Genomic DNA, 22,854 nt, shown 5'->3' with positions numbered 1-22,854 from the left:
TCCAGGGCATTTCGCAGCTACACGGAACGTCACCCCTCCTTCCCATCGTCCATGACAATGGACAACAGATGCGTTCAAACACTCAAGTGCAGGTTTCCCGGACAGAGGGACCGAGACATCTCTATAGGCAGTACCTTCCCGCTGCACGCCCTCCCCCATCGATGCAGACAACCGTCACGCCTCACCGACAAGCCCCTGCCCTGGATACCCGTATTCGCCGAAATGAGGCCCTGTTCGCCCACGACTGCGAACCATTGTCTTGCCCATTGACAGACCCCCGTTAAACAATCAATGCATCGAACAAATAATTCAGAATAGGAATACGTTTTATTTATCACCGCATATAAAAAGGGCGCATCATCTTGTATTAAACCTGTTTTTTGTATGGAAAAGCCCGAATCAAATGACAGGGGTGCATTACACTCAAAACGACGCTTCATACCCAGAAAGTGTGAAGGATTCGTCAACGAAGAGATGTCGGATGATTCTATTTTCTTGGCTGGGGTGTGCTTATGTTCGACTCGAAACTTAAAAAAGAGCTGGCAGCAGAACGAGAGAGGGCCTTGAAAAGCGAGGCACTGGATCATGCCATGCACGATCATCTTCCCATGATTGAATTCACTACCGATGGTTATATTCTCGATGCCAGCCCGCTTTTTCTTCATTCCGTCGGCTACTCCCTCAATGAGATCGTGCAGCAGCATCACGCCATGTTCTGCATGAAAGAAGATACCGACTCTCCCTCCTATCGGGAATTCTGGCGAGATCTGGCAAATGGGCACAGCCAGCATGGCACCTTCCACCGGGTTGGCAAACAAGGCAAGGAAATATGGCTGGAGGCCACCTATTTCCCCGTCAGCCAGGGCGGAAAAATAATCAAGATCATCAAAATAGCGTCAGATGTGACGGTGCAACATGATCTGCTCATGACTCAAAAAGCAATATTTGAGGCGTTGGATCGCTCCCTCGCCGTCATCGAGTTTGAACCGACTGGTGTTGTTATTTCCGCCAACCGTAATTTCCTGGATACCATGGGCTATCGACTCGATGAAATTAAAGGCCATCAACATCGCATGTTTTGTGATGAGCTGTTTTATCGGGAACATCCCGATTTCTGGCAGGAGCTGGCTCAGGGGACGTTCAAATCGGGGCGCTTTCAGCGATTTGATAAAAAAGGCCATGAAGTCTGGCTGGAGGCAACCTACAACGCTGTGCGGGGCAGCCATGGCAAGGTGATCAAGGTCATCAAGTTTGCCTCCAATATCACCCCGCAGATCAGCAAAGATCAGGCCGTACAACATGTGGCCAAGGTGGCAAATGAAACATCTGTCACAACCAAATCCTCCGCCATCAAAGGAGAGGAGATGTTGACCACCGTCGTCTCCACTTCGGACAATATTGTCAGGCAGATGGAACATGCCAGCACCTTGATGAGCAAGCTCCACGCTCAATCCCAGAATATCACCGCCATCGTATCCACCATCAGCAGCATTGCAGACCAGACCAACCTGCTCGCGCTCAATGCCGCCATCGAAGCGGCGAGAGCCGGCGAACAAGGCAGAGGCTTTGCCGTCGTGGCCGATGAAGTTCGTCAACTGGCGGCAAGAACCTCCCTATCGACCAACGAAATCGCCAATGTCGTCAGCCAGAATCAGCAGCTCACCAGGCAGGTCAGCGAGCAGATCCAGTCCGCGGCAGACGGTGCCATCCACGGGCAAAAGCAGATCGATGACGTTGCAAAAGTGATGGAGGAGATAAGACACGGAGCAGAAGAGGTGTCGACCATCATCTCGGAACTCTAGATAAATCAGGGAAGCACTCAGGAGCCTGCCATCGAGCAGGCTCTTTGATGTTCACACCAGGGGTCGCAGCTTGGCACGTGCAGATTCAAGAGATGAACCGGCTCTTCAGGTCGCTGCCATTCTGGCAGTCAATTGACTAGAAACAAAAAGGCCACTATTGCTAGTGGCCTTAGTAACTCTTTGATTTTAATGGTGCCCGAGGCCGGAATCGAACCGGCACGACGCGAACGTCGAGGGATTTTAAATCCCTTGTGTCTACCGATTTCACCACTCGGGCACCGCAATCGGTATCAAGCTCGCGTGGCGGGCTTGTCAATATGGAGGCACGTTCCGGAGTCGAACCGGACTAAACGGATTTGCAATCCGCTGCATAACCGCTTTGCTAACGCGCCATGCAAAAGAGAGGAACTCTCTATTGTCTGAATTTGGAGCGGGAAACGAGACTCGAACTCGCGACCCCGACCTTGGCAAGGTCGTGCTCTACCAACTGAGCTATTCCCGCATCGGTCTGGCTGACTGCCTGACTGTGAGAACGCATTCTAGCGATGTTCCCCGCCCAGTCAACCAAAAACATTTAATACGCTGATCGTTCGGGTGTTTTTTACCCTTGTCCCACACTTTTGGCGCTCATGGCCGTTTCTCGGCGCCAGTGGCAGAGAAACGGCCATCTTCCCGTCGGGACTAGAACCGGGAGTGGTAGCTGAGATCGCCCCAGGCAGCCTTCATGTACTGGAACATGGACCAGAAGGTGAGCACGGTGGCCACGTAGAGCAGCACATAGGCGAGCCACACCATCCAGATGTCGTACTGCCAGATGAGACCGGTGAGCGACACCATCTGGATCATGGTCTTCCATTTGCCAATCCAGCTGACCGCCACCGAGGAGCGCTTGCCAAGCTCGGCCATCCATTCACGCAGGGCGGAGATGATGATCTCCCGGCCAATCATGGTCATGGCGGGGATGGTGACCCAGACGGTGTTGTAGTGCTCGACGATGACCACCAGGGCCGCCGCCACCATGATCTTGTCGGCCACCGGATCGAGGAAGGCGCCAAAGGCGGTGGACTGGTTCAGCTTGCGGGCAAGATAGCCGTCAAACCAGTCGGTTGCGGCCGCCAGGATAAAGACGATGGCCGCCGCCATGTAGGACCACTGATAGGGAAGGTAGAACAGGATGACGAAGACGGGGATGAGCAAAATCCGAAAGAACGTCAGCAGGTTAGGAATATTTGTCATTATTTTCAGCCACTTCTTGTATGCCGCTACATGGTAGCCCCAAGCCGATCGCGGATGCAACCGAACTGGCGCCCGCCTTGGTCCATTAATCCATCAATAACCTCAGGATGCCGGTCATTATGGCATTTGGGAGCCCCCTGCGTCACGGCTCTTGTGCGCAGGCGGCACGCCCTGATGCCCCCTGGCGTGACCACCTTCACACCAAAGGCAGCGCTAGAGCGAGTGCAATGCGTCGTGGATGGACTGGGCCAGCTCCTGGCTGATGCCGGGCACCTTGGCGAGCTCGTCCACCCCGGCTTTTTTCACCTCCTGCAAACCCCCCAGGTATTTGAGCAGCGCCTGCCGCCGTTTCGGCCCCACCCCGGGAATCTCTTCCAGGGTACTGGTGGTGCGGGCCTTGGCGCGCCTGGCCCGGTGGCCCGTGATGGCAAAGCGGTGGGATTCGTCGCGAATGTGCTGGATGAGGTGCAAGGCGGGCATGTCCGCCGGCAAATGCAGCTCTTCGTGGCTGTCCCCCAGGATCAGGGTCTCCAGCCCCGCCTTGCGGGTCACCCCCTTGGCGATGCCCACCAGCAGCGGGTATTTGCCGCCGAGAAACTCCAACTGGCGCGCCAGGATCTCCTCCGCGCGGCGCAACTGGCCGAGACCGCCGTCGATGAACAACACATCCGGCACCTTGTCCGGCTCCTGCTGCTTGCCAAAGCGACGCTCCAGCGCCTGCTCCATGGCGGCGTAGTCATCCCCGCCGGTGATACCGTCGATGTTGAAGCGGCGGTATTCCGAGGAGAGCGGCCCCTCCCGGTTGAACACCACGCAGGAGGCCACGGTGCGCTCCCCCATGGTGTGGGAGATATCGAAGCACTCCATGCGGGCGATGGGGGTCTCGAGCTCCAGCAGCTCCTCCAGCTGATCGTAACGGGCGGTGATGGTGCTCTTGTGGGCGAGGCGCGAGCGCAGCGCGGTCTGGGCGTTGATGGAGGCAAGCTTGATGAAGCGGGCCCTTTCGCTGCGCGTCCGGCTCACTACCCGCACCTTGTAGCCGGCGGTCTGGCTCAGGGTGTCGGCGATGACGCGCTCATCCTCCAGCGCCACGTCCAGCAGCACCTCGCTCGGGATCTGCCGTCCCCCCTGCCCCGACAAATAGAACTGCAGCAGGAAGGATTGCACCACCTCGTCAAGCGGGGTATCGGCCGGCACTTTCGGGAAGTAGCTGCGCGATCCCAGCACCTTGCCCTGGCGGATGAAGAGCACGTGGATGCAGGCGGTCCCCTGCTCGAAGGCCACCCCCACCACGTCAAGCTCGTCCAGCACGTTGCCGCTCACCGACTGCTGCTCGGTGACCCGGCGCAGGGCCTGGATCTGATCCCGGTAGCGGGCCGCCTCCTCGAAGCGCAGATCGCCGCTGGCGGACTCCATCTTGCCCACCAGTTCGCCGATCACCTGCTGGTTCTTGCCCGCGAGGAACAGCTTGGCCAGCGCCACCTGCTGGGCATACTCGGCCTCGCTCACCAGCCCCGCCACGCAGGGGCCGGCGCAGCGCTTGAGCTGGTAGAGCAGGCAGGGGCGGGTACGGTTGGCATAGACGGCATCCTCGCACTGGCGCACCGGGAAGATCTTCTGCATCAGGTGCAGGCTCTCGCGTACCGCGCCGCCGGAGGGGTAAGGGCCGAAATACTCCCCCTTCACCTTGCGGGCGCCGCGATGGACGCCGATGCGCGGGTGCCGATGGTCGGTGATGATGATCCAGGGGTAGGACTTGTCATCCCGCAGCAGCACGTTGTAGCGGGGCTGGTACTGCTTGATGAGGTTGTGCTCGAGGATCAGCGCCTCGGTCTCGGTATGGGTGACCGTTACCTGCACATCGGCAATCTGGCGCACCAGGGTGCGGGTCTTGATGCTGTCGACATTGGCCCGAAAGTAGGAGGCGAGCCGTTTCTTGAGATCCTTGGCCTTGCCCACGTAGATGACGGTGCCGCCGCTGTCGTACATGCGGTAGACACCGCTCTGGTGGGTGACGGCGCTCAGAAATGCCTTGCTGTCAAAATGGGGCTCGGGAGAGAGGGTCATGGGCAACTCGACTCAACGGATGAATGCAAAAAGACGGGGAGAGCATACTGGCCACAGCCTGCAAAAAGCGAAAGGCGGCCGGTGCCGCCTTTGGTGTCCACACGCCCCCGTTACAGGGTGTCGGCATCCAGCATGCCATAACGAATGGCCAGATGGGTCAGCTCCACGTCGCCGTTGATCCCCAGCTTGCTGAACAGGCGGTAGCGGTAGCTGTTGACCGTCTTCGGGCTCAGGTTGAGCTGCTCGGAGATGTCGGTCACCTTCTGCCCCTTGGTGATCATCATCATGATCTGCAGCTCCCGCTCGGAGAGGGACTTGAAGGGGTTCTCGTCGGCGGAGGCGAACTGGCTCAGGGCCATCTGCTGGGCGATCTCCGGGGAGATGTAGCGCTGACCGGAGTGAACCAGGCGAATGGCGTGGATCATCTCGTCCGGCGCGGCCCCCTTGGTGAGGTACCCGGCGGCGCCCGCCTGCATCACCTTGGTGGGGAACGGATTTTCTGAATGAATGGTCAGCACTATGATGCGTACATCGGGGCGGATCCGCAGGATCTTGCGGGTCGCTTCCAGACCGCCGATGCCCGGCATGTTCATGTCCATCAGGATCACATCGGGGTGATGTTGCCGACAGAAGGCCACCGCGGTTTCCCCGCTCTGCGCCTCGCCCACCACCTTGATCCCGCGGACGTCTTCCAAAATGCGTCTTATCCCTGTACGCACCAACTCATGATCATCGACCAGGAATACATTAATCACCCAAACACCCCGTTTTTTATCTCGTTATATGCCAGTTAGGGTTAACACGGCGTCTTGCATCATAACCAAACTCGATGATTTGGCAAACCATGGGCGGGAAAAGTTTGAAATTGCTCGTAAAATCCGTTTTAAATCAAATTATTATACAAAGAATCAATTAAAAAACGGCGCCCTGGGGCGCCGTATTGCATCAAAGCCGTTCCGCCAGCCTCAACCGGCCAGCAGCGCTCGCACCTTGTCGAGATCGGCCTGGGTGTCCACCCCCACCGGCGGGGCTTGCAGCGCCTGGGCCACGTGGATCTTCTCCCCGTACCAGAGCACCCGCAGCTGCTCCAGGGCTTCGACCTGCTCGAGCACGCTCGGTGCCCAGTCCACGTAACGCTGGATGAAGCCGGCGCGATAGGCGTAGATGCCGATGTGGCGTTGGTAGTGATCGCCAATCTGCTCGCGGCTCTGGGCAAAGCGGTCCCGATCCCAGGGGATGCTGGCGCGACTGAAATAGAGGGCATACCCCTCCCGGTCGGTCACCACCTTGACGGCATTGGGATTGAACGCCTCTTCGGCATCCCTGATCGGCACCGACAGCGTCGCCATGGGCGCACTGGCCGCGGCCAGGTTGTCCGCCACCTGGCGGATGATGACGGGGGGAATGAGGGGCTCGTCCCCCTGCACGTTGACGATGATGGTGTCGGCGGCAAAGCCGTAGTGACGGCACACCTCGGCCAGACGCTCGGTGCCGGACTGGTGATCCGGTGAGGTCATGCACACCTCGAACCCGGCAGCGGCGGCAAAGGGGGCCAGAGCCTGCTGCACCCGCTCGTCATCGGTGGCGACGATCACCCGATCGGCGCCCGATTGCAGGGCCTTCTCCACCACGTGCTGCACCATCGGCTTGCCGTGAATGTCGGCCAGTGGCTTGCCCGGCAGCCGGGTGGAGGCGTAACGGGCAGGAATGACGACGACGAAACTCATGGCTTCAGCTCTTCCAGCGCCAGGTGACGGGCCCGGTTCTCCAGCAGCACCGGGATCCCCTCCTCCAGGGGATATGCCAGTCTGTCGAAGCGGCAGATGAGCTCCTGAGGGCCCTCGGCGTGCGCTTGATAGTGCAGTTTCCCCTTGCAGACCGGGCAGGCGATGATGTCGAGCAGTTTAATATCCAGTGCCACAACGAAACTCCTTTAACGATTTCCCACAGGCGATCTTGCCTGGCATGTCAATGTGCAGGGCCAGCCCCCGAGTCCGGGCACTGGCCGTCTGTTCCAATCCGGTGGCGCCCCGTCAGGGCGCCTGATGCCCGTCCCCTCTTCCGGGCTGCGGGCCCAGGGTGCGCAGCAGCGCCTCCCCCAGGGCATCGGGCAGCTCGGCGCTGACCGGCAGATACCACCAGTTGTCCGGGGCGAAGGGGCGGCACTTGACCGCATCCTTCTCGGTCATCAGCAAGGGGCGCTGGCCGAAGCGGGCCAGCAGCTCGGCGGCGTCGAACGCCTGGTGATCCCCGTAGCCGACGCTCTGCACCAACTCGTAACCAAGGGCGGTCAAGGTGGCGAAGAAACGGGGGGGATGGCCGATGCCCGCCAGGGCATCCACCGGCCCCGAGAGGGGGGCCGTGAGAGGCGCATCGTCGCACACCCGGCGCAGGGTATCCGGCACCAGGCGCATGGCGTACTCGCCACGGGCGGGTTCGCCGCCGTTGCAGATGATGGCGTCCACCCGCTTGAGGCGGGTCGTGGGCTCGCGCAGCGGCCCCATGGGCAGCAGACAGCCATTGCCAAAGCGGCGCGCCCCGTCCACTACCACCAGTTCAATGTCACGGGCCAGGGCATAGTGCTGCAGGCCGTCGTCGGTGACGATGATGTCCACCTCACCGCTTTGCTCCAGCAACCGCACCGCATCGGCCCGTCTGGGGGCCACCGCCACGGGGCAGCCGCAGCGCCTTGCGATGAGCACGGGCTCATCCCCGGCCTCGGCCGGGGTGCTGCTCTCATCCAGTCGATAGGGGTAATGGGGCGCCTTGCCGCCATAGCCGCGGCTGACCACGCCGGGGCGCCAGCCCCGGGCCTGGAGTTGTTCCACCAGCCAGACCACCACCGGGGTCTTGCCGTTGCCCCCCACCGAGAGATTGCCCACCACCACCACCGGCAGGGTGGCCCGATAGGCGCTGAACCAGCCCCGGCGATACCCCAGACGGCGGACGCCGCTGACCAGGGCAAACAGCAGGGCGAAGGGGGCCAGCCCCCAGCGCCAGAGGCTGTTCCCGTACCAGAGTCTGGCCAGCATCAGCCCTTGTTACCCGTGGCTGTATTACCAAACTGAATGGCCCGCAGCTGGGCATAAGTACCATGCATGTCCATCAGGGTTTGGTGGTTGCCGCGCTCGACGATGTGTCCCTCGTCGATCACCAGGATCTCGTCCGCCTTCTCGATGGTGGAGAGGCGGTGGGCGATCACGAGGGAAGTGCGCGCCTTGCACAGCTCGTCGATGGCCGCCTGGATGTGGCGCTCGGACTCGGTGTCCAGGGCCGAGGTGGCTTCGTCCAGCAACAGCACCGGGGAGTCCCGCAGCAGGGCGCGGGCGATGGCGATGCGCTGGCGCTGGCCGCCGGAGAGGGAGGCGCCGTTCTCGCCGATGACGGTGTCATAGCCTTCCGGCATCTTGCTGACGAAGTCGTCCGCATGGGCGATGCGGGCCGCCTGCTGGATCTCGTCGCGGCTGTACTTCTCTTCCGCCGCGTAGGCGATATTGTTGGCCACGGAGTCGTTGAAGAGGTGCACGTGCTGGGAGACCAGGGCGTACTGCTTGCGCAGCTCGCTCAGGCGGTATTCGCGGATGTTGACGCCATCCAGCAGAATCTCCCCCTCTTCGATGTCATAGAAGCGGGTCAGAAGGCTCGCGATGGTGCTCTTGCCGGAGCCGGAACGACCCACCAGGGCCACCGATTTGCCCGCCTCCACCTTGAAGCTGATGTTGCGCAGCGCCGGTGTCTCCTTGGTCGGGTAGGTGAAGGTGACGTTGCGAAACTCGATTTCACCTCGGGCACGTTCCAGGGTGCGGGTGCCGGTGTCCTGCTCCGGGGTGGAGTCCAGCAGACCGAACAGGCTCTGGCAGGCGGTGATGCCGCGCTGGAACTGGTTGTTCACGTCGGTCAGGCTTTTCAGCGGCTTGAGCAGCATCATCATGGAGGTGACCATGACGGTGAAGGTGCCCGCGGTCAGGGTCGCCTTGACGCTGTCGATGGTGGCGACATAGAGGAAGACCGCAAGGGCCACGGAGGCCACCATCTGGACGATGGGGCTGCCGATGGCGTCGGCGGCGACCATCTTCATGGTCTGCTGGCGCATCCGGTTGCTCACCTGGTAGAAGCGCTTGTCCTCCACCTCCTGGCCCCCGAACATCAGCACCTCTTTGTGCCCCTTGAGCATCTGCTCGGTGGAGGTGGTGATGTCACCCACCGCCTGCTGGATGTGGCGGCTTATCTTGCGAAAACGTCGGCTGATGATGCTGATGAGGATCCCGACCAGGGGCCCCACCACCAGGAAGATCACCGACAACTGCCAGGAGTGCCAGAACATCAGGCCCAGCAGGCCGATGACGGTGGCCCCTTCCCGCACCAGGGAGACCAGGGTCGAGCTCGCGGCGGACGACACCTGACCGGCGTCATAGGTCACCTTGGAGAGCAGGTTGCCGGTGTTCTGGCGGTCGAAGAAGCTCATGGGCATGGCCATCAGGTGGCTGAACACCTGCTGCTGCAGGCGCATCACCACGTGGTTGCCGACCCAGGCCATGCAGTAGTTGGAGAGGAAGGCGGCGCAGCCGCGCAGAGCCACGATGCCGAGGACGAAGAAGGGCATCCACTTGAGCACGCTGCTGTCGTTGCCGTTGAGCCCCTGATCGATGAGCGGTTTGATGGAGTAGACGAAGGTGGTATCCACGGCCGCGTAACCCAGCATGCCAATGATGCCGCCCACCAGACCCAGCTTGCGATCCCGGACATAACCGAGCAGGCGCTTGAAGACGGTCCAGCTCTCTTGTGAGGTTTCTTGTTGCATGAATAGCCGTTAATAAGGGAAATGACGGGCTATTCTAGCCAAACCTTGGAGCTACACCAAGCGCCGCTGGCGCGATGGCTACAACCCGGGTCACAAATGAAGGCCGCCCCTTGCCGGGCAGGCTCACCGGATCCTCACTCCCTTCCCCATACCTGCGGCTGCCACCAGGGGCCGTCACGCCTGTACCAGGGCCCCTGCTCTCGCTCGGCCCGGATCCTGAGCCCCCCGTCCCCCGGCTCGATCAGGATGGCGCCCGCCTCCCCCGTGACCCACTGCCGCGCCCCCTGGTATCGCGCCACCACCTCGGGGCGGGGAAAGCTCCACTGGTTCATGAAGCCTGCGCTGTGCACCACGAAGGCAGGTTGCACCGCCGCCACGAAGGGGGCCGTGGAGGAGGTGCGACTGCCATGATGCGGGCTCACCAGCAGGGTGCTGGCCAGCCCCGCGCCCTCACCCTCCTCCAGCGCCTGCGCCAGCAGGCGGCGCTCCGCCTGCTGCTCGATGTCGCCGCTCAGCAGCAGCCGATGGCGCCCGTCGTCCAGCTGCACCACGCAACTGTCGTTGTTGCGCCCCGCCCCGGCTGCCAGGGGCCAGAGCACCCGCACATCCAGTCCCTGCCAATGCCACTGCTGACCTCGGCGGCAGGCCTGGGTAGCCGGTGTAAAGGGGAAGGAGGAGAGCTCCCGGCGCACCGCCATGCTCTGCAGCAGAGCCTGCCGGTTGCCCGCGTGATCCCTGTCTCTGTGGCTGATAATCAGGGTGTCGATCACCCGGATGCCGAGCCGGTTGAGCAGGGGCAGGATGGCCGCATCCGCCATGTTGTAGCCCCCGGGGTAGCGATCCCCGGTATCAAACAGGATGGCCCGCTCGCCCCGGGTGACGAGCACCGAGAGCCCCTGCCCCACGTCCAGCACCCGCACCTGCCAGGCAGCGGGAGCAGGCCAGAGGGCGAGCAGCAGGGCCGCCGCCACCGGTCCCCCCAAGGCGCGCCCTCCCGGCAGGTGCCATCCCGTCCACAGCAGGATCAGCAGGGCGCTGGCGGGCATCAGCCAGCCGGGCACCGGCCACCAGAGCTGCAGGCGATCCCCCAGTTGCGTGAGCCCCCACAGCACCCACTCCAGGCCGAAGGCGGAGACCCAGAGCAGGCCGTGGGCCAGCAACGTGGAGAGGGGCGCCACCAGCACGCCGATGAGCGCCAGGGGAATGATGACAAGGCAGAACAGCGGCAGTGCCAGCAGATTGAGCAGAAACGCCAGGGGCGCCATCCCCTCGAACAGCAGCAGTTGCAGGGGCAGCAATCCGAGCAGCAGCAGAAGTTGCAGCCGCACCAGGCCGGGGCGATCGTGCAACAGGCTCGCCAGCAACAGCAGGGCCACCGCCAGAAAAGAGAGCCAGAACCCCGCCGAATAGAGGGCGAAAGGGTCCCACAATGTCAGCACCACAAAGGCCCACAGCCAGATCCGGTGGCTCGGCCAGTCCCGCTTTAGCCAGCGCAGCAGGCTCCACACCAGCACCATGATGAGGGCACGCTCGGTGGCCACCGCAAACCCCGCCAGCCAGCTGTAGGTGGCCGCGAACAGGAGTGACACGCAGATAGCCCCGCGCAGCCCGAACAGCCGCCCGAGCCACCAGCCGAGCACCGCCACCAGGGCGATATGCTGGCCCGAGATGGCGATGATGTGGGTCAGGCCGCTGCCGCGAAAGAGTTCCCACTGGGCATCCGTGATCCCCCCCTGTTCCCCGAAGGTGAGGGCCGCCAGCAGGGGGGCCTGCGCCATCCCCTCCCAGGCGCGACTCGCCGCCGCCAGCCAGCGATCGCGCACACCCGGGGGTACGGCATCCAGGGCGATGACCCGGCGCAGGTTGCCGGTGGCGGTGATCCCCTTGCCAAGGAGCAGGCGCCGCCCATCCATCCCCGCTTCGTTGGCCAGGCCATGGGCCGGCTTGAGAGAGGTCACCAGGGTGACGCGGCTGCCGGCAGGCAACGGCGGCAACACCTGATAGGCATTGACCCGCACCAGGGGTGGCACGATGAGGGGGCGATCGTCCAGGGTGTCGAGGCGCAGCAGCAGGCGCGCAAATTTATCCCCCTCTTTCTCTCCCGAAGACTCCGTACTTTGCACGTGTGCGGTTATGATGTGGCTCGTTTTTTTGCCAAGCTGATCCAGCCAGGCAAGCCGGTAGTGCAAATTCACCTGCATCCAGAGGATGCCGAGCAGCAGAAACAGCAGCCGCCAGCAACGACCACCGGCGAGAGGAAGCGCGAGCAGCAGCATCAGGCCACCCCATTCCCATGAAGGCAACCATGGCCACAGCAGTGAGGAGCTTGCCCCCAGGGCAAACGACAACAGACGCAGATCCATGGAGCAAGTATTTAGCAAGGTTCAGAACATGCCCAAACGAATCATACAGCGCTGGCTACCCGACCCGGCGACCCTCAAGGAACACAAGCACTTGCGACTCTTTGGCAAGCTGCTGCTGGATGCCAACCTCTGGCATCTCAACCGGCGCTCCGCCGCCGGTGCCTGTGCGGTCGGCCTCTTCATGGCCTGGGTGCCCCTCCCCTGCCAGATGCTGCTGGCCGCTGGCGGCGCCATCGCCTGCCGGGTCAACCTGCCCCTCTCGGTGGCCCTGGTCTGGCTCTCCAACCCCCTGACCATGCCACCGCTGTTTTATGGCGCCTATCTGGTGGGCTGCCAGTTGCTGGGGCAACCCTCCCAGCACATCGAGATCACCTTCACCTGGGCCTGGCTGGTGTCGGTGTTCGAGACGGTGGCCCCGCCGCTCTTGCTGGGCTCCCTGGTGCTTGCTCTGCTGAGCGCCCTCGTCGGCTATCTCCTGGTTCGCGCGGGCTGGCGCCTGAGCACGGTGCGCCAGTGGCAAAAACGCAAGGTGGCGCGCCCATGCTGAATCGCTGGTTGGCCCGCTTCAAGATTGACCCCGATACCCTGCGCCAACAGAAGTGGTTCGCCCTCTTTGGCGAGCGACTGCTGACCCCCGCCCTCTGGCAAGGGGGAACGCGGGCCCTCTGTGGCGCCGTGGCGGCCGGGCTGTTCGCCAGTTGGATCCCCATGCCCATGCACTCCCTGGTGGCCGTCGCCCTGGTGCTGGCGTTCAGCTTCAACCTGCCGCTGGCCCTCTTGGCGGTCTGGTTCAACAACCCGCTGACGCTCCCCTTCATGTACCTCTACGCCTATCGTACCGGTTGCCTGGTGCTGAACGAGACGCCAGCCCCCTTCCATCTCACCTGGTCCCTGCACTGGCTGGAGCAGGAGGCAGCCACCCTGGTGCCCCCCTTCCTGCTCGGCAGCCTGCTGCTGGCGGTGCTGAGCGCCGCCGCCGGCGCCTTGCTCACCCTGCTGCTGTTACAACTGGGCAAGCTGACCCGCCCCCGCTAGGTTGCCAGCACGCCGTCCTTGTCTCGGGTGGCGTGCCTTGCCATCGTCTGCCTCTGCCACCACACTCCTTGTAACCCGTTGTTTTTCGACCCCCATTCGAAACAAGGAGCCCACCATGGCCGAACCGCTCACGCTGGCCCATGCCAATGGCCACCCCCTCTCCCTGCTACCCGCCATGGCCAATCGCCACGGCCTCATCACCGGGGCCACCGGCACCGGCAAGACAGTCACCCTGCAGGTGCTGGCGGAGGGGTTTTCCCGCCTCGGCGTGCCGGTCTTTCTGGCCGACGTGAAGGGGGATCTGAGCGGCCTGGGCGCCGCCGGTACCCCCTCTGCCAAGCTGGATGCCCGTCTGGCCCAGCTCGGCCTTCAGGCACCCGACTTTGCCGCCAGCCCCACCCTGTTCTGGGATCTCTTTGCCGAAGAGGGCCACCCGGTGCGGGCCACCGTCTCCGACATGGGGCCTCTGCTGCTTGCACGCCTGCTCGGCCTCAACGACACCCAGAGCGGGGTGCTGGAGCTGGTGTTCAAGGTGGCGGACGACGAGGGGTTGCTGCTGCTCGATCTCAAAGACCTGCGGGCCATGGTGCAGTTTGCGGGGGAGCACGCCAAGACCCTCACCACCCGCTACGGCAATGTGTCGACCGCCTCCATCGGCGCCATCCTGCGCAACCTCCTCACCCTGGAGAGCGCGGGCGGCGATCACTTCTTCGGCGAGCCCATGCTGGACATCCAGGATCTGATGCAGACCGACGAGGCGGGCCACGGCCATATCAATGTGCTGGCCGCCGGCAAGCTCACCCAGTCCAGCCGCCTCTATGCCTGCTTCCTGCTCTGGCTGCTCTCCGAGCTGTTCGAACAGTTGCCCGAGGTGGGGGATCCGGAAAAGCCCGTGCTGGTGTTCTTCTTCGACGAGGCTCACCTGCTGTTCAAGGATGCCCCCAGGGCACTGCTGGAGAAAATTGAGCTGGTGGTGCGCCTCATCCGCTCCAAGGGGGTGGGCGTCTATTTCGTGACCCAGAGCCCGGCCGATATCCCCGACAGCGTGCTGGGGCAGCTTGGTAACCGGGTGCAGCACGCCCTGCGCGCCTTCACCCCGAGCGATCAGAAGGCGGTACGCATCGCCGCCAACACCCTGCGGGCCAACCCGGCCTTCGACGCCGCCGGAGCCATCACTGAACTGGGGGTCGGGGAGGCGCTCATCTCCCTGCTCGACGAGAAGGGGCGGCCCAGCGTGGTGGAGCGCGCCTTCATCGCGCCCCCGGCCAGCCGCATCGGCCCCCTGAGCGCGGCCGAGCGCCAGGCGCTTATTCAGGGCTCATTGCTCTACGGCAGATACGACACCCAGGAGGACAGGGAGTCCGCGTTCGAGCGGCTTCAGGAGGCATCGCCCGCCGCCGGTGACGAGACCGCTTCCCCACAGACCGACCAGGGTGGCGGTCTGCTGGATGCCTTGAATGGCATCCTGTTCGGTCGCACCGGCCCCCGTGATGGCCAGCATGACGGGGTGGTGCAGACCGCCGCCAAGAGCGTGGCCCGCACCCTCGGCAACGAGGTGGGACGCCAGCTGATGCGCGGGGTGCTCGGCTCCCTGCTGGGGAGCAGCAAGCGGCGCCGCTGATGCCGGAAAATGAAAAAGCCCGCCGACACGGCGGGCTTTTTATGGCTGAAGCAAGGCGCTTGGCGCAGATGCTTCTCTCTTACAACACCTTGGCGATGGCGTCGCAGAGGGGATCAATGTTGGCGCGGGTGATGCCTGCCACGCTGATCCGGCCTGAGCCGACGATGTAGATGGCGAATTCGCTCTTGAGGCGCTCCACCTGATCCTTGGAGAGACCGGAGAAGGAGAACATGCCGTTCTGTTCGCGGATGAAACTGAAATCCTGGTTCACCCCCCGCTCGGCCAGCTTCTCCACCAGCAGCTCACGCATCTCGCGAATGCGCACCCGCATGGCGGCCACTTCTTCCACCCACTCCGCATAGAGGGCCGGGTCGCTCACCACGGTGGTGACAACGGCGGCGCCGTGTGACGGCGGGTTGGAGTAGTTGGCACGAATGACGGTCTTCACCTGGGTGAAGGCGACGTCGGCCACCGCCTTGGTCGCGCAGACCAGGGTGAAGGCGCCGACCCGCTCGTTGTAGAGGCCGAAATTCTTGGAGAAGGAGCTTGCCACCAGCAGCTCGTCGTGGCACTCGGCGAAGATGCGAAGGCCTTCGGCATCCTCTTCGATACCCCGGGCGAAGCCCTGATAGGCGAAGTCAAAGAGCGGCAGCCAGCCGGCGGCGGCACTCTGCCTGGCCAGGGCGCGCCACTGCTCGGTGGTGGGATCGATACCGGTCGGGTTGTGGCAGCAGCCGTGCAGCAGCACCAGATCCCCCGCCTGCGCGTCAGACAGGGAGGCCTGCATGGCGGCGAAGTCGAGCCCCTTGGTGGCGGCGTCGTAGTACTTGTACCACTTGACGGTCAAACCGGCCGCCTGGAACACGCTAACGTGGTTCGCCCAGGTGGGATCGGAGATCCAGATGGTCTTGGCGAGATTGTTGCGTACCACGAACTCGGCGGCGATGCGCAGGGCACCGGTACCGCCCGGTGCCTGCGCCGTCTTGGCGCGGCCGCTGGTCACCAGGGCGGCATCACGGCCGAACAGCAGTTGCTGCACGATGCGGCCGTATTCGATATTGCCTTCGATACCGAGGTAGTTCTTGGTCTTCTCGTCGGTCAAGAGCTTCTGCTCGGCTTGCTTGACGCAGTGAAGGATAGGAGTGGCACCGGTCTCATCCTTGTAGATACCGACCCCCAGATTGATCTTGTGGCTGCGAGTGTCGGCACGGAAGGCTTCGGTCAGGCCCAGGATCGGATCCGCTGGGGCGGCAACAACCTTTTCAAACATGGTATTCCCTGTAGTCCGTTGAGTTCGTTGGCTGGCAAAGTAGGTTGGCAAACAAAAGCACCCGTCCAGGGAGCGCTTCGTCAGCTCTTTATACCACTGCCTTCCATAGGGGAAAACCGCTTTCTCGGCGCCGCCTCAACCAATCCCGTGCCAATCCGGTGCCAGGGCACACACCTCGACCGACAGACCCCGATTCGACTCCACCAGATCATTGCACTGTGCCAGCAGCGCACGGGGGATACGGCTCGGCTCCCAGGGCCGACCATCCCCCAGAGGAGCCCCGTAAGCCGCCTTGATGGGCACCAGATCCCGAGGCAGCCACCAGCTCGCCGGTCTCCCCAACCGCTGGGCCAATGCCAGTACCCTGTCGACCCCGGCCGGATCCAGGGCAGTGAGGTGGCTCCAGAGGGTCTGGGGCGGCAAGGCGGCGATCAGGGGCTCCAGCGTGCCGGGATCCTCGGCGGGATACCAGACCAGCAGGGCGTCGGCGGGCAGTGGCAACTCGGCGAAGGCGCCGACGGCATCGGTCGTGATCACCCGCTGTATCTCCCCCTCTCCCCAGAGGATCTTGCCAAGCTGCGCCAGGGTGCGGGCTGGCAGCGCCACCTCCCCCAGGGTCTGGAGCCAGGGGGCGGCATCCAGCAGGGTGCCGCCGCTGAGAAACAGGCTGAACGGCCGTGCGGCCCGCAGACGAAGGGGCAGATCACTGCAAAGCCGGATCCCCTTGTCTTCGAAGTCAATCTGCTCGATGGGGCTGAAATGACCCTCCCCCTTGCGATACAGGGCCGCCAGCACCCGCTCGTTGACCCTCTCCCCCAGCTGCCAACCGTGGGATTGCAGCCACTCCTCGGGTTCCGGCGGGGCACTGGCCATCTTCGCCAGCATCAGCTCCCGGGTCAGATAGCGGTGCCCGGCAGGGGTGAGCTCATAGTGATGATTGCCAAGGGCCAGCAGCAACTGGTTGTCCCGAAGCATGCCGATGAGCGGCTGCCATTGACGACCGCGAACAGCCTGGGAGCCGCCGCTCAGCAACTGCTGTGCCAGCGCGCGCCACTCGGGGTGGGTGAAATCGATCAAAGGCATCCTTCCCTGTCGGCCAATCTGCTTCAACAAATTGAATAATCTAGCGATTTACCAGAGGAGAACCAAGGGGGCAAGGAAGACAACGTGATATGGCGCAGGGCCAGAGGACGAAAAGTAGTGAAGGGGCCAAAAAACAGAACGGCCAAGCAAGCTTGGCCGTTCATCAACTAAATCAGCGCAGAGGCTAGATTAGAAGTTGTATTGCAGGGCAACAGTGAACTCGTCGTCCTTGTCGTTGATACCCTGGATTTTGTACTCGGTGTACGCCTTGAACTTGGAAGTGAAGTTGTACTGCACGCCCAGCAGGGTTTCGTCGACGATGTCTTGATAGGAAGAACCGGCGGAGTTGGACAGTACCTTGCCTTCGGCGAAGTTGTAACCGGCCAGGAAGGTCCAGGCGTCAACGTTGTAGGAAGCAGCCAGCTCGTAGCCACGGCCCTTGTCCTTGTTGCTGCCTTGGGTGGTGTTGTCGTAGCTCAGGTCACCCTGGGTGTACATACCGGCGAAGTAGAAACCGTTGATGGCGTAGTGTGCGCCCAGGGCCCACTCTTTCTTGTCGCCAGAAGCGCTGGAAGTGGTGCTTTCCAGGTCGGAGTAAGCGTAACCGGCGTTCAGGCCCAGACCGAAGTCGAAGTCGTAACCGGCAGCAGCGGCGTAGCCGTAGTTGCGCTTTGCGTTCGGGCCATAGATTGCGTCTTCTTTGATGCCTTGACCGACGTCAGTAACCTTGACAGCTACGTCATCGTTGGTCTGGTAGGACACTTTGCCCTTGAAGCCACCGAAGGTGTTGGAGTAGATGATCTGACCTTCTTGACGACCGTCGTAGAAGTTACCTACGTCACCCCATTCGTTGAAGATATCGGTCGGCTCCAGCACGTCGTAGAACGCGGTGTCGGTCTGGCCGAAGATGATCTTGCCGTACTGGGTACCGTCCAGGCCGACATAGATGTGACGGGAGTTGAACTTGTTGTCAGAGTTTTCGGCGGATACTTGCCACTCGGTCTTGGCGATACCGGACCAGGTGTTGTTCAGGCCGACTTTGCCGGACCAGCCCAGACGGGAGGAACCAACCAGTTCAGCGTCGGTGTCGTCGTGGTCTGCGTACATGTTGGCTTGTACACGGCCGTAGATGTCAAAGGAGGTGCCGTCTTTGTCGTAAACGACAGCAGCGTTGGCTGCGGATGCGAACAGAGCCGGGATAGCAATAGCCAGAATTGTCTTTTTCATAGTTTCCAATGCCTACTGTAATTAAACACTAAGTCCTTGTTATTCCCTGTGTTAGCGATGTTCTTTGCATCACTATGGCGCCGAGACTATCACCGGGTTTTCGAATCCGCAATGAAAAAACTTGGAACTTTTTATGAAAACCATAGTCACAGGGAAAAATTTGTGAGCTGAATCTCACAATGTTTGCCCCATCAGGGAAAACGTTTACAGCGATACTCTCTGCCTGAATCCCTCTTTTTTGGTGGTTTATTGCAACCCCCTGTTCCCTCATAACATATGTGCAAAGCCGGGGCTGACACGACTGCTTCTCCCCTGCCTCGACCCGGGCCGCCTGTTGCGGGTATCCTGTTGCCATCCACACCGACACGGCCACACCTTCTTTATGCTATCGACTCGCCTCAAAGCCACCATCCGCAATACCTATCGCCAGATTGCCGATGGTTTACCCGGTTTTGTGCCGCGCAAGGAGCAGAATTTCCTGGTTGCCGAAATCGCCAAGACCCTGACGGGAGAATATGACAGGAGTCGCCGCATCCTGGTGGCCGAGGCAGGCACCGGCATCGGCAAGTCCCTCTCCTATGCCCAGGGGGCCATACCAGTGGCACGGCTGACCCAGAAGAAGCTGGTGATCTCCACCGCCACCGTGGCCCTGCAGGAGCAGCTCATCCACAAGGATCTCCCCTTTTATCACCGTCACAGCGAGCTGCCGTTTCGTTTCATGCTGGTCAAGGGGCGCCAGCGCTACTGCTGTGAGCACCTGCTGGAGCAGGCGGCAAACGGCAGCGAGATGGCCAATTTCGAGCTCGACTTCGGCGCATTGAGCAAACACAAGCCATCGGATGCTGACAAAGCGTGCTACCAGGGGCTGTGGCAGGCCTACACCGAAGGCAAGTGGGACGGGGATCGGGACAACTGGCCCAAACCCATTACGGACCCTTGCTGGGATCGCATCGCCGCCGACCGCCACACCTGCAACAAGGCCCTGAGCCACCATCAGCACTGCCCCTTCCATCGGGCCCGCAATGACATGGACGCAGCAGACGTGCTGGTGGTCAACCACGCCCTGCTGCTCTCCGACCTCACCATGGGGGGCGGCATCATATTGCCGCCACCGGACGAGTGCATCTATGTGCTGGACGAAGCCCATCACCTGCCCACCATCGCCCGGGATCACGGCGCCGCCAGCGCCAGCATCAAGGGATCCCGCCGCTGGCTGGAAAAGCTGGTGCAAAGCGCTGGCAAACTGGCCAGGACGCTGAACAAGGAGAGCCTCCTCGATCCCCAGCTCAAACTGCAGGATGCCCTGGCCTCTCTCCAGCCGGATCTCAAGGCCCTCGAGCAGTGGCTCACCAGCAATGACCACCTCTTTGGCGGCGAGCCCCACCACAGATTCGCCGATGGGGTGCTGCCGGATCCCCTGCCCATGCTGGCGGAAAACCTCAAGGAGGCGAGCAAGAAGGCACTGAGGGCGCTGGACAGAATGCAGGGGGCCATCGGCGAGGCGCTCAAGGATGGCGAAATTCGTCGCAAGGAGGCCGAGCCTCTGCTGGCGGAGAGCGGTTTTCACCTGCAGCGGCTCGAGAGCTTCTGCGCCCTCTGGGAGATGCTGAGCCGCCATGTTCCCACCGGCAAGACGCCCCTCGCCCGCTGGATGGCCAGAAGCGAGGACGGGGACATCTGGCTGCACGCCTCCCCCATCGAGGTGGGGTATCTGCTGGAGGAGTGGCTCTGGTCCCGCTGTCTCGGGGCCGTGCTGGTGTCGGCGACCCTCACCGCCCTCTCTTCCTTCAGTTATTTTCGCCACCAGGTAGGGCTCAAGGAGCATGACGGCACCCGCTATCTGCGGCTGCGCTCCCCCTTCGACTACCACAAGGCCGAACTCTATCTGCCCAAGATGGCCCATGAGCCCAGTGCCCCCGCCTTCACCCAGGAGTTGATCGATACCCTTCCCCGCCTGCTGGCAGGCAAGGAGGCCAGCCTGGTGCTCTTCTCCTCCTATCGCCAGATGAATGAGGTGGCGGTGGGGCTGCGGGCCAAGGGGATGTCGCTTCTGGTACAGGGGGAAGCGTCCCGCAGCGCCCTGCTCCTCTTGCACAAACAGAAGTGCGACGGCGGCCAGGCCAGCATCCTCTTTGGCACCGGCAGCTTCTCGGAAGGGCTGGATCTGCCCGGCCACTACCTCACCAACCTGGTGATCACCAAGCTCCCCTTCGCGGTGCCCAACTCCCCCGTGGAAGAGGCGACCGCCGAGTGGATAGAGCAGCGCGGCGGCAACCCCTTCCTGCAACTGACGGTGCCGGAGGCGTCGCGCAAGCTCATCCAGGCCTGTGGCCGCCTCATCCGAAAAGAGGCGGATCGGGGGCGGGTCACCATCCTGGACCGGCGCCTGCTGACCAAGCGCTACGGCAAGGGGCTGCTGGACGCCCTCCCCCCCTTCACCCGACGCATCGAGTGACACAGCTGACGCCCGCCATGTGCTCCCCTGTCCCTCATGTCAGGAGGGGGCAGAAAGATAGAAGAGCACGCTGCCCGCAGGACTCGGGGCAGCGGGATCCACACCCCGCACACCGGAAGGCGCCATAAACGGCTATTGCCGCTGTGGGGTAAACCTGTAAAAATGACCCCCTATTTTTCAGTGGGCAATTGCCTGACTGTTCAAGGAGATGAAATGAAACTGACTGTTCTGGTACCGGCCCTGGCTGGTCTGTTGTGGGCAGGTAGCGCCCTGGCCGCTAGCCAACTGGAAATTACGAATCCCTATGTCATCCAGCTGCTCGATGGCGAACCCGTCAACCCCCAGCTGCTCGATAAAGCCACCGTCTTCTCCCTGGAGCCCGGCAGGCACCAGGTCGTGGTCGCCTTCGAAGGCAACTACTCCAGCCGCAGTGAAACCAAGCTGGTCACCGCCGAGCCCCTGGTGATCAACTTCACCGCCGCCGACAACCAGCAACTCTTCCTCGACTTCAAGAAGCCCCGCAAGGAAGAAGAAGCCAAGCGTTTCGTCAAGGAACAGAACGTCGTTCTGAAAGACAAATCCACCGGCCAGGTTCTGAAATCCGAGCAGTTCGTCATGCCGACCGTGGGTGGCTTCCAGCTGACCCGTGACTATCAGCAGGAGCTGCTGAAGATGGGCAAGGCCTTCAACCAGCCCAAGACCGTTTCCGTCTCCACCGCCGCCGTGATGGCTGCCGCCAGCGCACCGGTGGAAGTGGCCCCGAGCAAGGCCATGAGCAACCCGGAAGCCCTGACCCAGCTGCAGAGCTGGTACAACAAGGCCGATGCGGAGACCCGCAAAGCCTTCCAGATCTGGGTGATCCAGCAGCAGTAAGGCGCATCGCACGCCTGCATCGAGGGGAGCCTGGCTCCCCTTTTTCATACCCGTTCATGGCCGATGCTTCATGTCACTGCGCATCTTCTATCACCCCCACTACTCCGCCCTGACGCTGCCTGAGCGTCACCGCTTCCCCCTGGCCAAGTACCAGGCGCTGTTTGAACGCCTCGTCGCCCTCGACTATCCGCTGGCACAGGCCGGCCCTGCCAGCCGTGAGCAGATAGAGAAGGTGCACGATGCGGCCTATGTACAGGCCGCCCTCGCCGGCACCCTCGATGAAGGGGCCATTCGTCGGCTCGGCTTTCCCTGGTCTTCCCTGCTGATTGAACGTACCCTGCACTCGGTCGGCGCCACCCTGGCCGCCAGCCGCCACGCCCTTGCACAAGGCTGCGGACTGCAGATCTCCGGCGGCTACCACCACGCCCACCGGGGGTTTGGCAGCGGCTTCTGCCTCTTCAACGATCTGGTGATCGCGGCGCGAACCTGCCTGGACGAGGGACTCTGCGAGCGGGTGCTGATCGTGGATCTCGATGTCCATCAGGGAGATGGCAGCGCTGCCCTGTGCACAGGCAGCCGTGACATCATCACCCTCTCCCTGCATGGAGAACACAACTTCCCCCGCCACAAGCCAGCCTCCCATCTGGACTTTCCCCTGCCAAGCGGCATGGAGGACGGCGCCTATCTCGAGACCCTGGACCAGGCCCTCGCCCTGGCTCATCGCCTCTACGCCCCCGACTTCATCCTCTATCAGGCCGGGGTGGATGTGCACCGGGACGACGAGCTGGGCTACCTCTCCCTGAGCGACTCCGGCGTGCGCCAGCGCGATGCCATGGTCTTTGACTCTGCGCTTCGCCACGGGCTGCCCATCACCGCCGTACCGGGAGGGGGTTACCGGCGAGACTGGCAGCAGTTGATCCCGCTGCACCTCTCGCTCTTTGAAGCAGCAAGGCACCGGTTTGGTTGAGCGGCACCACCCGGCCCATGACGAAAAAGAGGCGACCCTTGGGTCGCCTCTTCT

General features: G+C 62.4%; 18 protein-coding genes and 3 tRNA genes. 7 read left to right on the top strand and 14 right to left on the bottom strand.

Annotated features, from left to right (window positions below; genetic code table 11):
- The first annotated feature begins 512 nt into the window (after nucleotides 1-512).
- Entirely contained in the window at nucleotides 513-1,802 is a 1,290-nt protein-coding gene (locus AB5Y51_RS01015; RefSeq protein ID WP_048207956.1) for a methyl-accepting chemotaxis protein, read from the top strand.
- Between the two features lie 190 nt (nucleotides 1,803-1,992).
- Here AB5Y51_RS01015 and AB5Y51_RS01010 read toward each other — a convergent pair.
- From AB5Y51_RS01010 to AB5Y51_RS00960, 11 genes are all read right to left on the bottom strand, one after another.
- A tRNA-Leu gene (locus AB5Y51_RS01010) sits at nucleotides 1,993-2,079 on the bottom strand.
- A gap of 41 nt (nucleotides 2,080-2,120) precedes the next feature.
- A tRNA-Cys gene (locus tag AB5Y51_RS01005) sits at nucleotides 2,121-2,194 on the bottom strand.
- Nucleotides 2,195-2,228: 34 nt separating this feature from the next.
- Nucleotides 2,229-2,304, bottom strand: a tRNA-Gly gene (locus tag AB5Y51_RS01000).
- A 179-nt stretch (nucleotides 2,305-2,483) separates the two neighbouring features.
- A complete protein-coding gene (gene pgsA, locus AB5Y51_RS00995; protein WP_010675229.1) occupies nucleotides 2,484-3,038 on the bottom strand; it encodes a CDP-diacylglycerol--glycerol-3-phosphate 3-phosphatidyltransferase in 555 nt (184 codons plus the stop codon).
- A 213-nt stretch (nucleotides 3,039-3,251) separates the two neighbouring features.
- Nucleotides 3,252-5,105 carry an excinuclease ABC subunit UvrC gene (uvrC, locus tag AB5Y51_RS00990; RefSeq protein WP_368177903.1) on the bottom strand — a complete coding sequence of 618 codons (1,854 nt, stop codon included), beginning with the start codon at nucleotides 5,103-5,105 and terminating at the stop codon, nucleotides 3,252-3,254.
- 110 nt (nucleotides 5,106-5,215) lie between these two features.
- Nucleotides 5,216-5,860, bottom strand: a complete 645-nt coding sequence (uvrY, locus tag AB5Y51_RS00985) for a UvrY/SirA/GacA family response regulator transcription factor (RefSeq protein ID WP_010675231.1) — start codon at nucleotides 5,858-5,860, stop codon at nucleotides 5,216-5,218.
- Between the two features lie 210 nt (nucleotides 5,861-6,070).
- Nucleotides 6,071-6,832 carry a 3-deoxy-manno-octulosonate cytidylyltransferase gene (gene kdsB / locus AB5Y51_RS00980; protein WP_039040278.1) on the bottom strand — a complete coding sequence of 254 codons (762 nt, stop codon included), beginning with the start codon at nucleotides 6,830-6,832 and terminating at the stop codon, nucleotides 6,071-6,073.
- Nucleotides 6,829-7,026: a Trm112 family protein gene (locus AB5Y51_RS00975; protein WP_010675233.1), complete on the bottom strand. Its 198-nt coding sequence runs from the start codon at nucleotides 7,024-7,026 to the stop codon at nucleotides 6,829-6,831. The genes kdsB and AB5Y51_RS00975 overlap by 4 nt, the downstream gene beginning before the upstream one ends.
- 112 nt (nucleotides 7,027-7,138) lie before the next feature.
- Nucleotides 7,139-8,137, bottom strand: coding sequence for a tetraacyldisaccharide 4'-kinase (lpxK, locus tag AB5Y51_RS00970; protein ID WP_180906933.1), 999 nt, complete (start codon nucleotides 8,135-8,137; stop codon nucleotides 7,139-7,141).
- Nucleotides 8,137-9,906, bottom strand: a complete 1,770-nt coding sequence (gene msbA / locus AB5Y51_RS00965) for a lipid A ABC transporter ATP-binding protein/permease MsbA (protein ID WP_042014329.1) — start codon at nucleotides 9,904-9,906, stop codon at nucleotides 8,137-8,139. The genes lpxK and msbA overlap by 1 nt, the downstream gene beginning before the upstream one ends.
- Nucleotides 9,907-10,040: 134 nt before the next feature.
- Nucleotides 10,041-12,182 carry a DNA internalization-related competence protein ComEC/Rec2 gene (locus AB5Y51_RS00960; protein WP_368177902.1) on the bottom strand — a complete coding sequence of 714 codons (2,142 nt, stop codon included), beginning with the start codon at nucleotides 12,180-12,182 and terminating at the stop codon, nucleotides 10,041-10,043.
- A 115-nt stretch (nucleotides 12,183-12,297) separates the two neighbouring features.
- On the opposite strand from AB5Y51_RS00960, the gene AB5Y51_RS00955 reads away from it, so the two are divergent.
- From AB5Y51_RS00955 to AB5Y51_RS00945, 3 genes are all read left to right on the top strand, one after another.
- Nucleotides 12,298-12,816: a DUF2062 domain-containing protein gene (locus AB5Y51_RS00955; protein WP_039040274.1), complete on the top strand. Its 519-nt coding sequence runs from the start codon at nucleotides 12,298-12,300 to the stop codon at nucleotides 12,814-12,816.
- On the top strand, nucleotides 12,810-13,304 hold the full coding sequence (locus tag AB5Y51_RS00950; protein WP_041214895.1) for a DUF2062 domain-containing protein: 495 nt from the start codon (nucleotides 12,810-12,812) through the stop codon (nucleotides 13,302-13,304). Before AB5Y51_RS00955 ends, AB5Y51_RS00950 begins: the two co-directional genes overlap by 7 nt.
- Nucleotides 13,305-13,419: 115 nt before the next feature.
- The gene (locus tag AB5Y51_RS00945; RefSeq protein ID WP_368177901.1) at nucleotides 13,420-14,925 is read left to right on the top strand and encodes a helicase HerA-like domain-containing protein; all 1,506 of its coding nucleotides are present in this window, start codon (nucleotides 13,420-13,422) and stop codon (nucleotides 14,923-14,925) included.
- A gap of 79 nt (nucleotides 14,926-15,004) precedes the next feature.
- On the opposite strand, the gene AB5Y51_RS00940 is transcribed toward AB5Y51_RS00945, so the two are convergent.
- From AB5Y51_RS00940 to AB5Y51_RS00930, 3 genes are all read right to left on the bottom strand, one after another.
- Nucleotides 15,005-16,195 carry an amino acid aminotransferase gene (locus AB5Y51_RS00940; protein ID WP_010675240.1) on the bottom strand — a complete coding sequence of 397 codons (1,191 nt, stop codon included), beginning with the start codon at nucleotides 16,193-16,195 and terminating at the stop codon, nucleotides 15,005-15,007.
- Between the two features lie 135 nt (nucleotides 16,196-16,330).
- Nucleotides 16,331-17,272 (bottom strand): hypothetical protein, encoded by a 942-nt coding sequence (locus AB5Y51_RS00935; RefSeq protein WP_201925877.1) that lies wholly within the window; start codon nucleotides 17,270-17,272, stop codon nucleotides 16,331-16,333.
- 195 nt (nucleotides 17,273-17,467) lie between these two features.
- A complete protein-coding gene (locus tag AB5Y51_RS00930) occupies nucleotides 17,468-18,505 on the bottom strand; it encodes a porin (protein WP_042017568.1) in 1,038 nt (345 codons plus the stop codon).
- A 382-nt stretch (nucleotides 18,506-18,887) separates the two neighbouring features.
- Here AB5Y51_RS00930 and dinG point away from each other — a divergent pair, with 382 nt between their 5' ends.
- From dinG to AB5Y51_RS00915, 3 genes are all read left to right on the top strand, one after another.
- Nucleotides 18,888-20,960 carry an ATP-dependent DNA helicase DinG gene (gene dinG / locus AB5Y51_RS00925; protein WP_042864102.1) on the top strand — a complete coding sequence of 691 codons (2,073 nt, stop codon included), beginning with the start codon at nucleotides 18,888-18,890 and terminating at the stop codon, nucleotides 20,958-20,960.
- A gap of 213 nt (nucleotides 20,961-21,173) precedes the next feature.
- Nucleotides 21,174-21,833 (top strand): DUF2057 domain-containing protein, encoded by a 660-nt coding sequence (locus AB5Y51_RS00920; RefSeq protein ID WP_039040268.1) that lies wholly within the window; start codon nucleotides 21,174-21,176, stop codon nucleotides 21,831-21,833.
- A gap of 70 nt (nucleotides 21,834-21,903) precedes the next feature.
- The gene (locus AB5Y51_RS00915; RefSeq protein ID WP_368177900.1) at nucleotides 21,904-22,800 is read left to right on the top strand and encodes a histone deacetylase; all 897 of its coding nucleotides are present in this window, start codon (nucleotides 21,904-21,906) and stop codon (nucleotides 22,798-22,800) included.
- Nucleotides 22,801-22,854 lie beyond the last annotated feature (54 nt).

It is taken from the genome of Aeromonas sp. R7-1, from assembly GCF_040908115.1.
Lineage (GTDB): Bacteria > Pseudomonadota > Gammaproteobacteria > Enterobacterales > Aeromonadaceae > Aeromonas > Aeromonas caviae.
The sequence above is the reverse complement of the archived record's forward strand: the minus strand, read 5'-3'. Positions and strand labels throughout refer to the sequence as shown.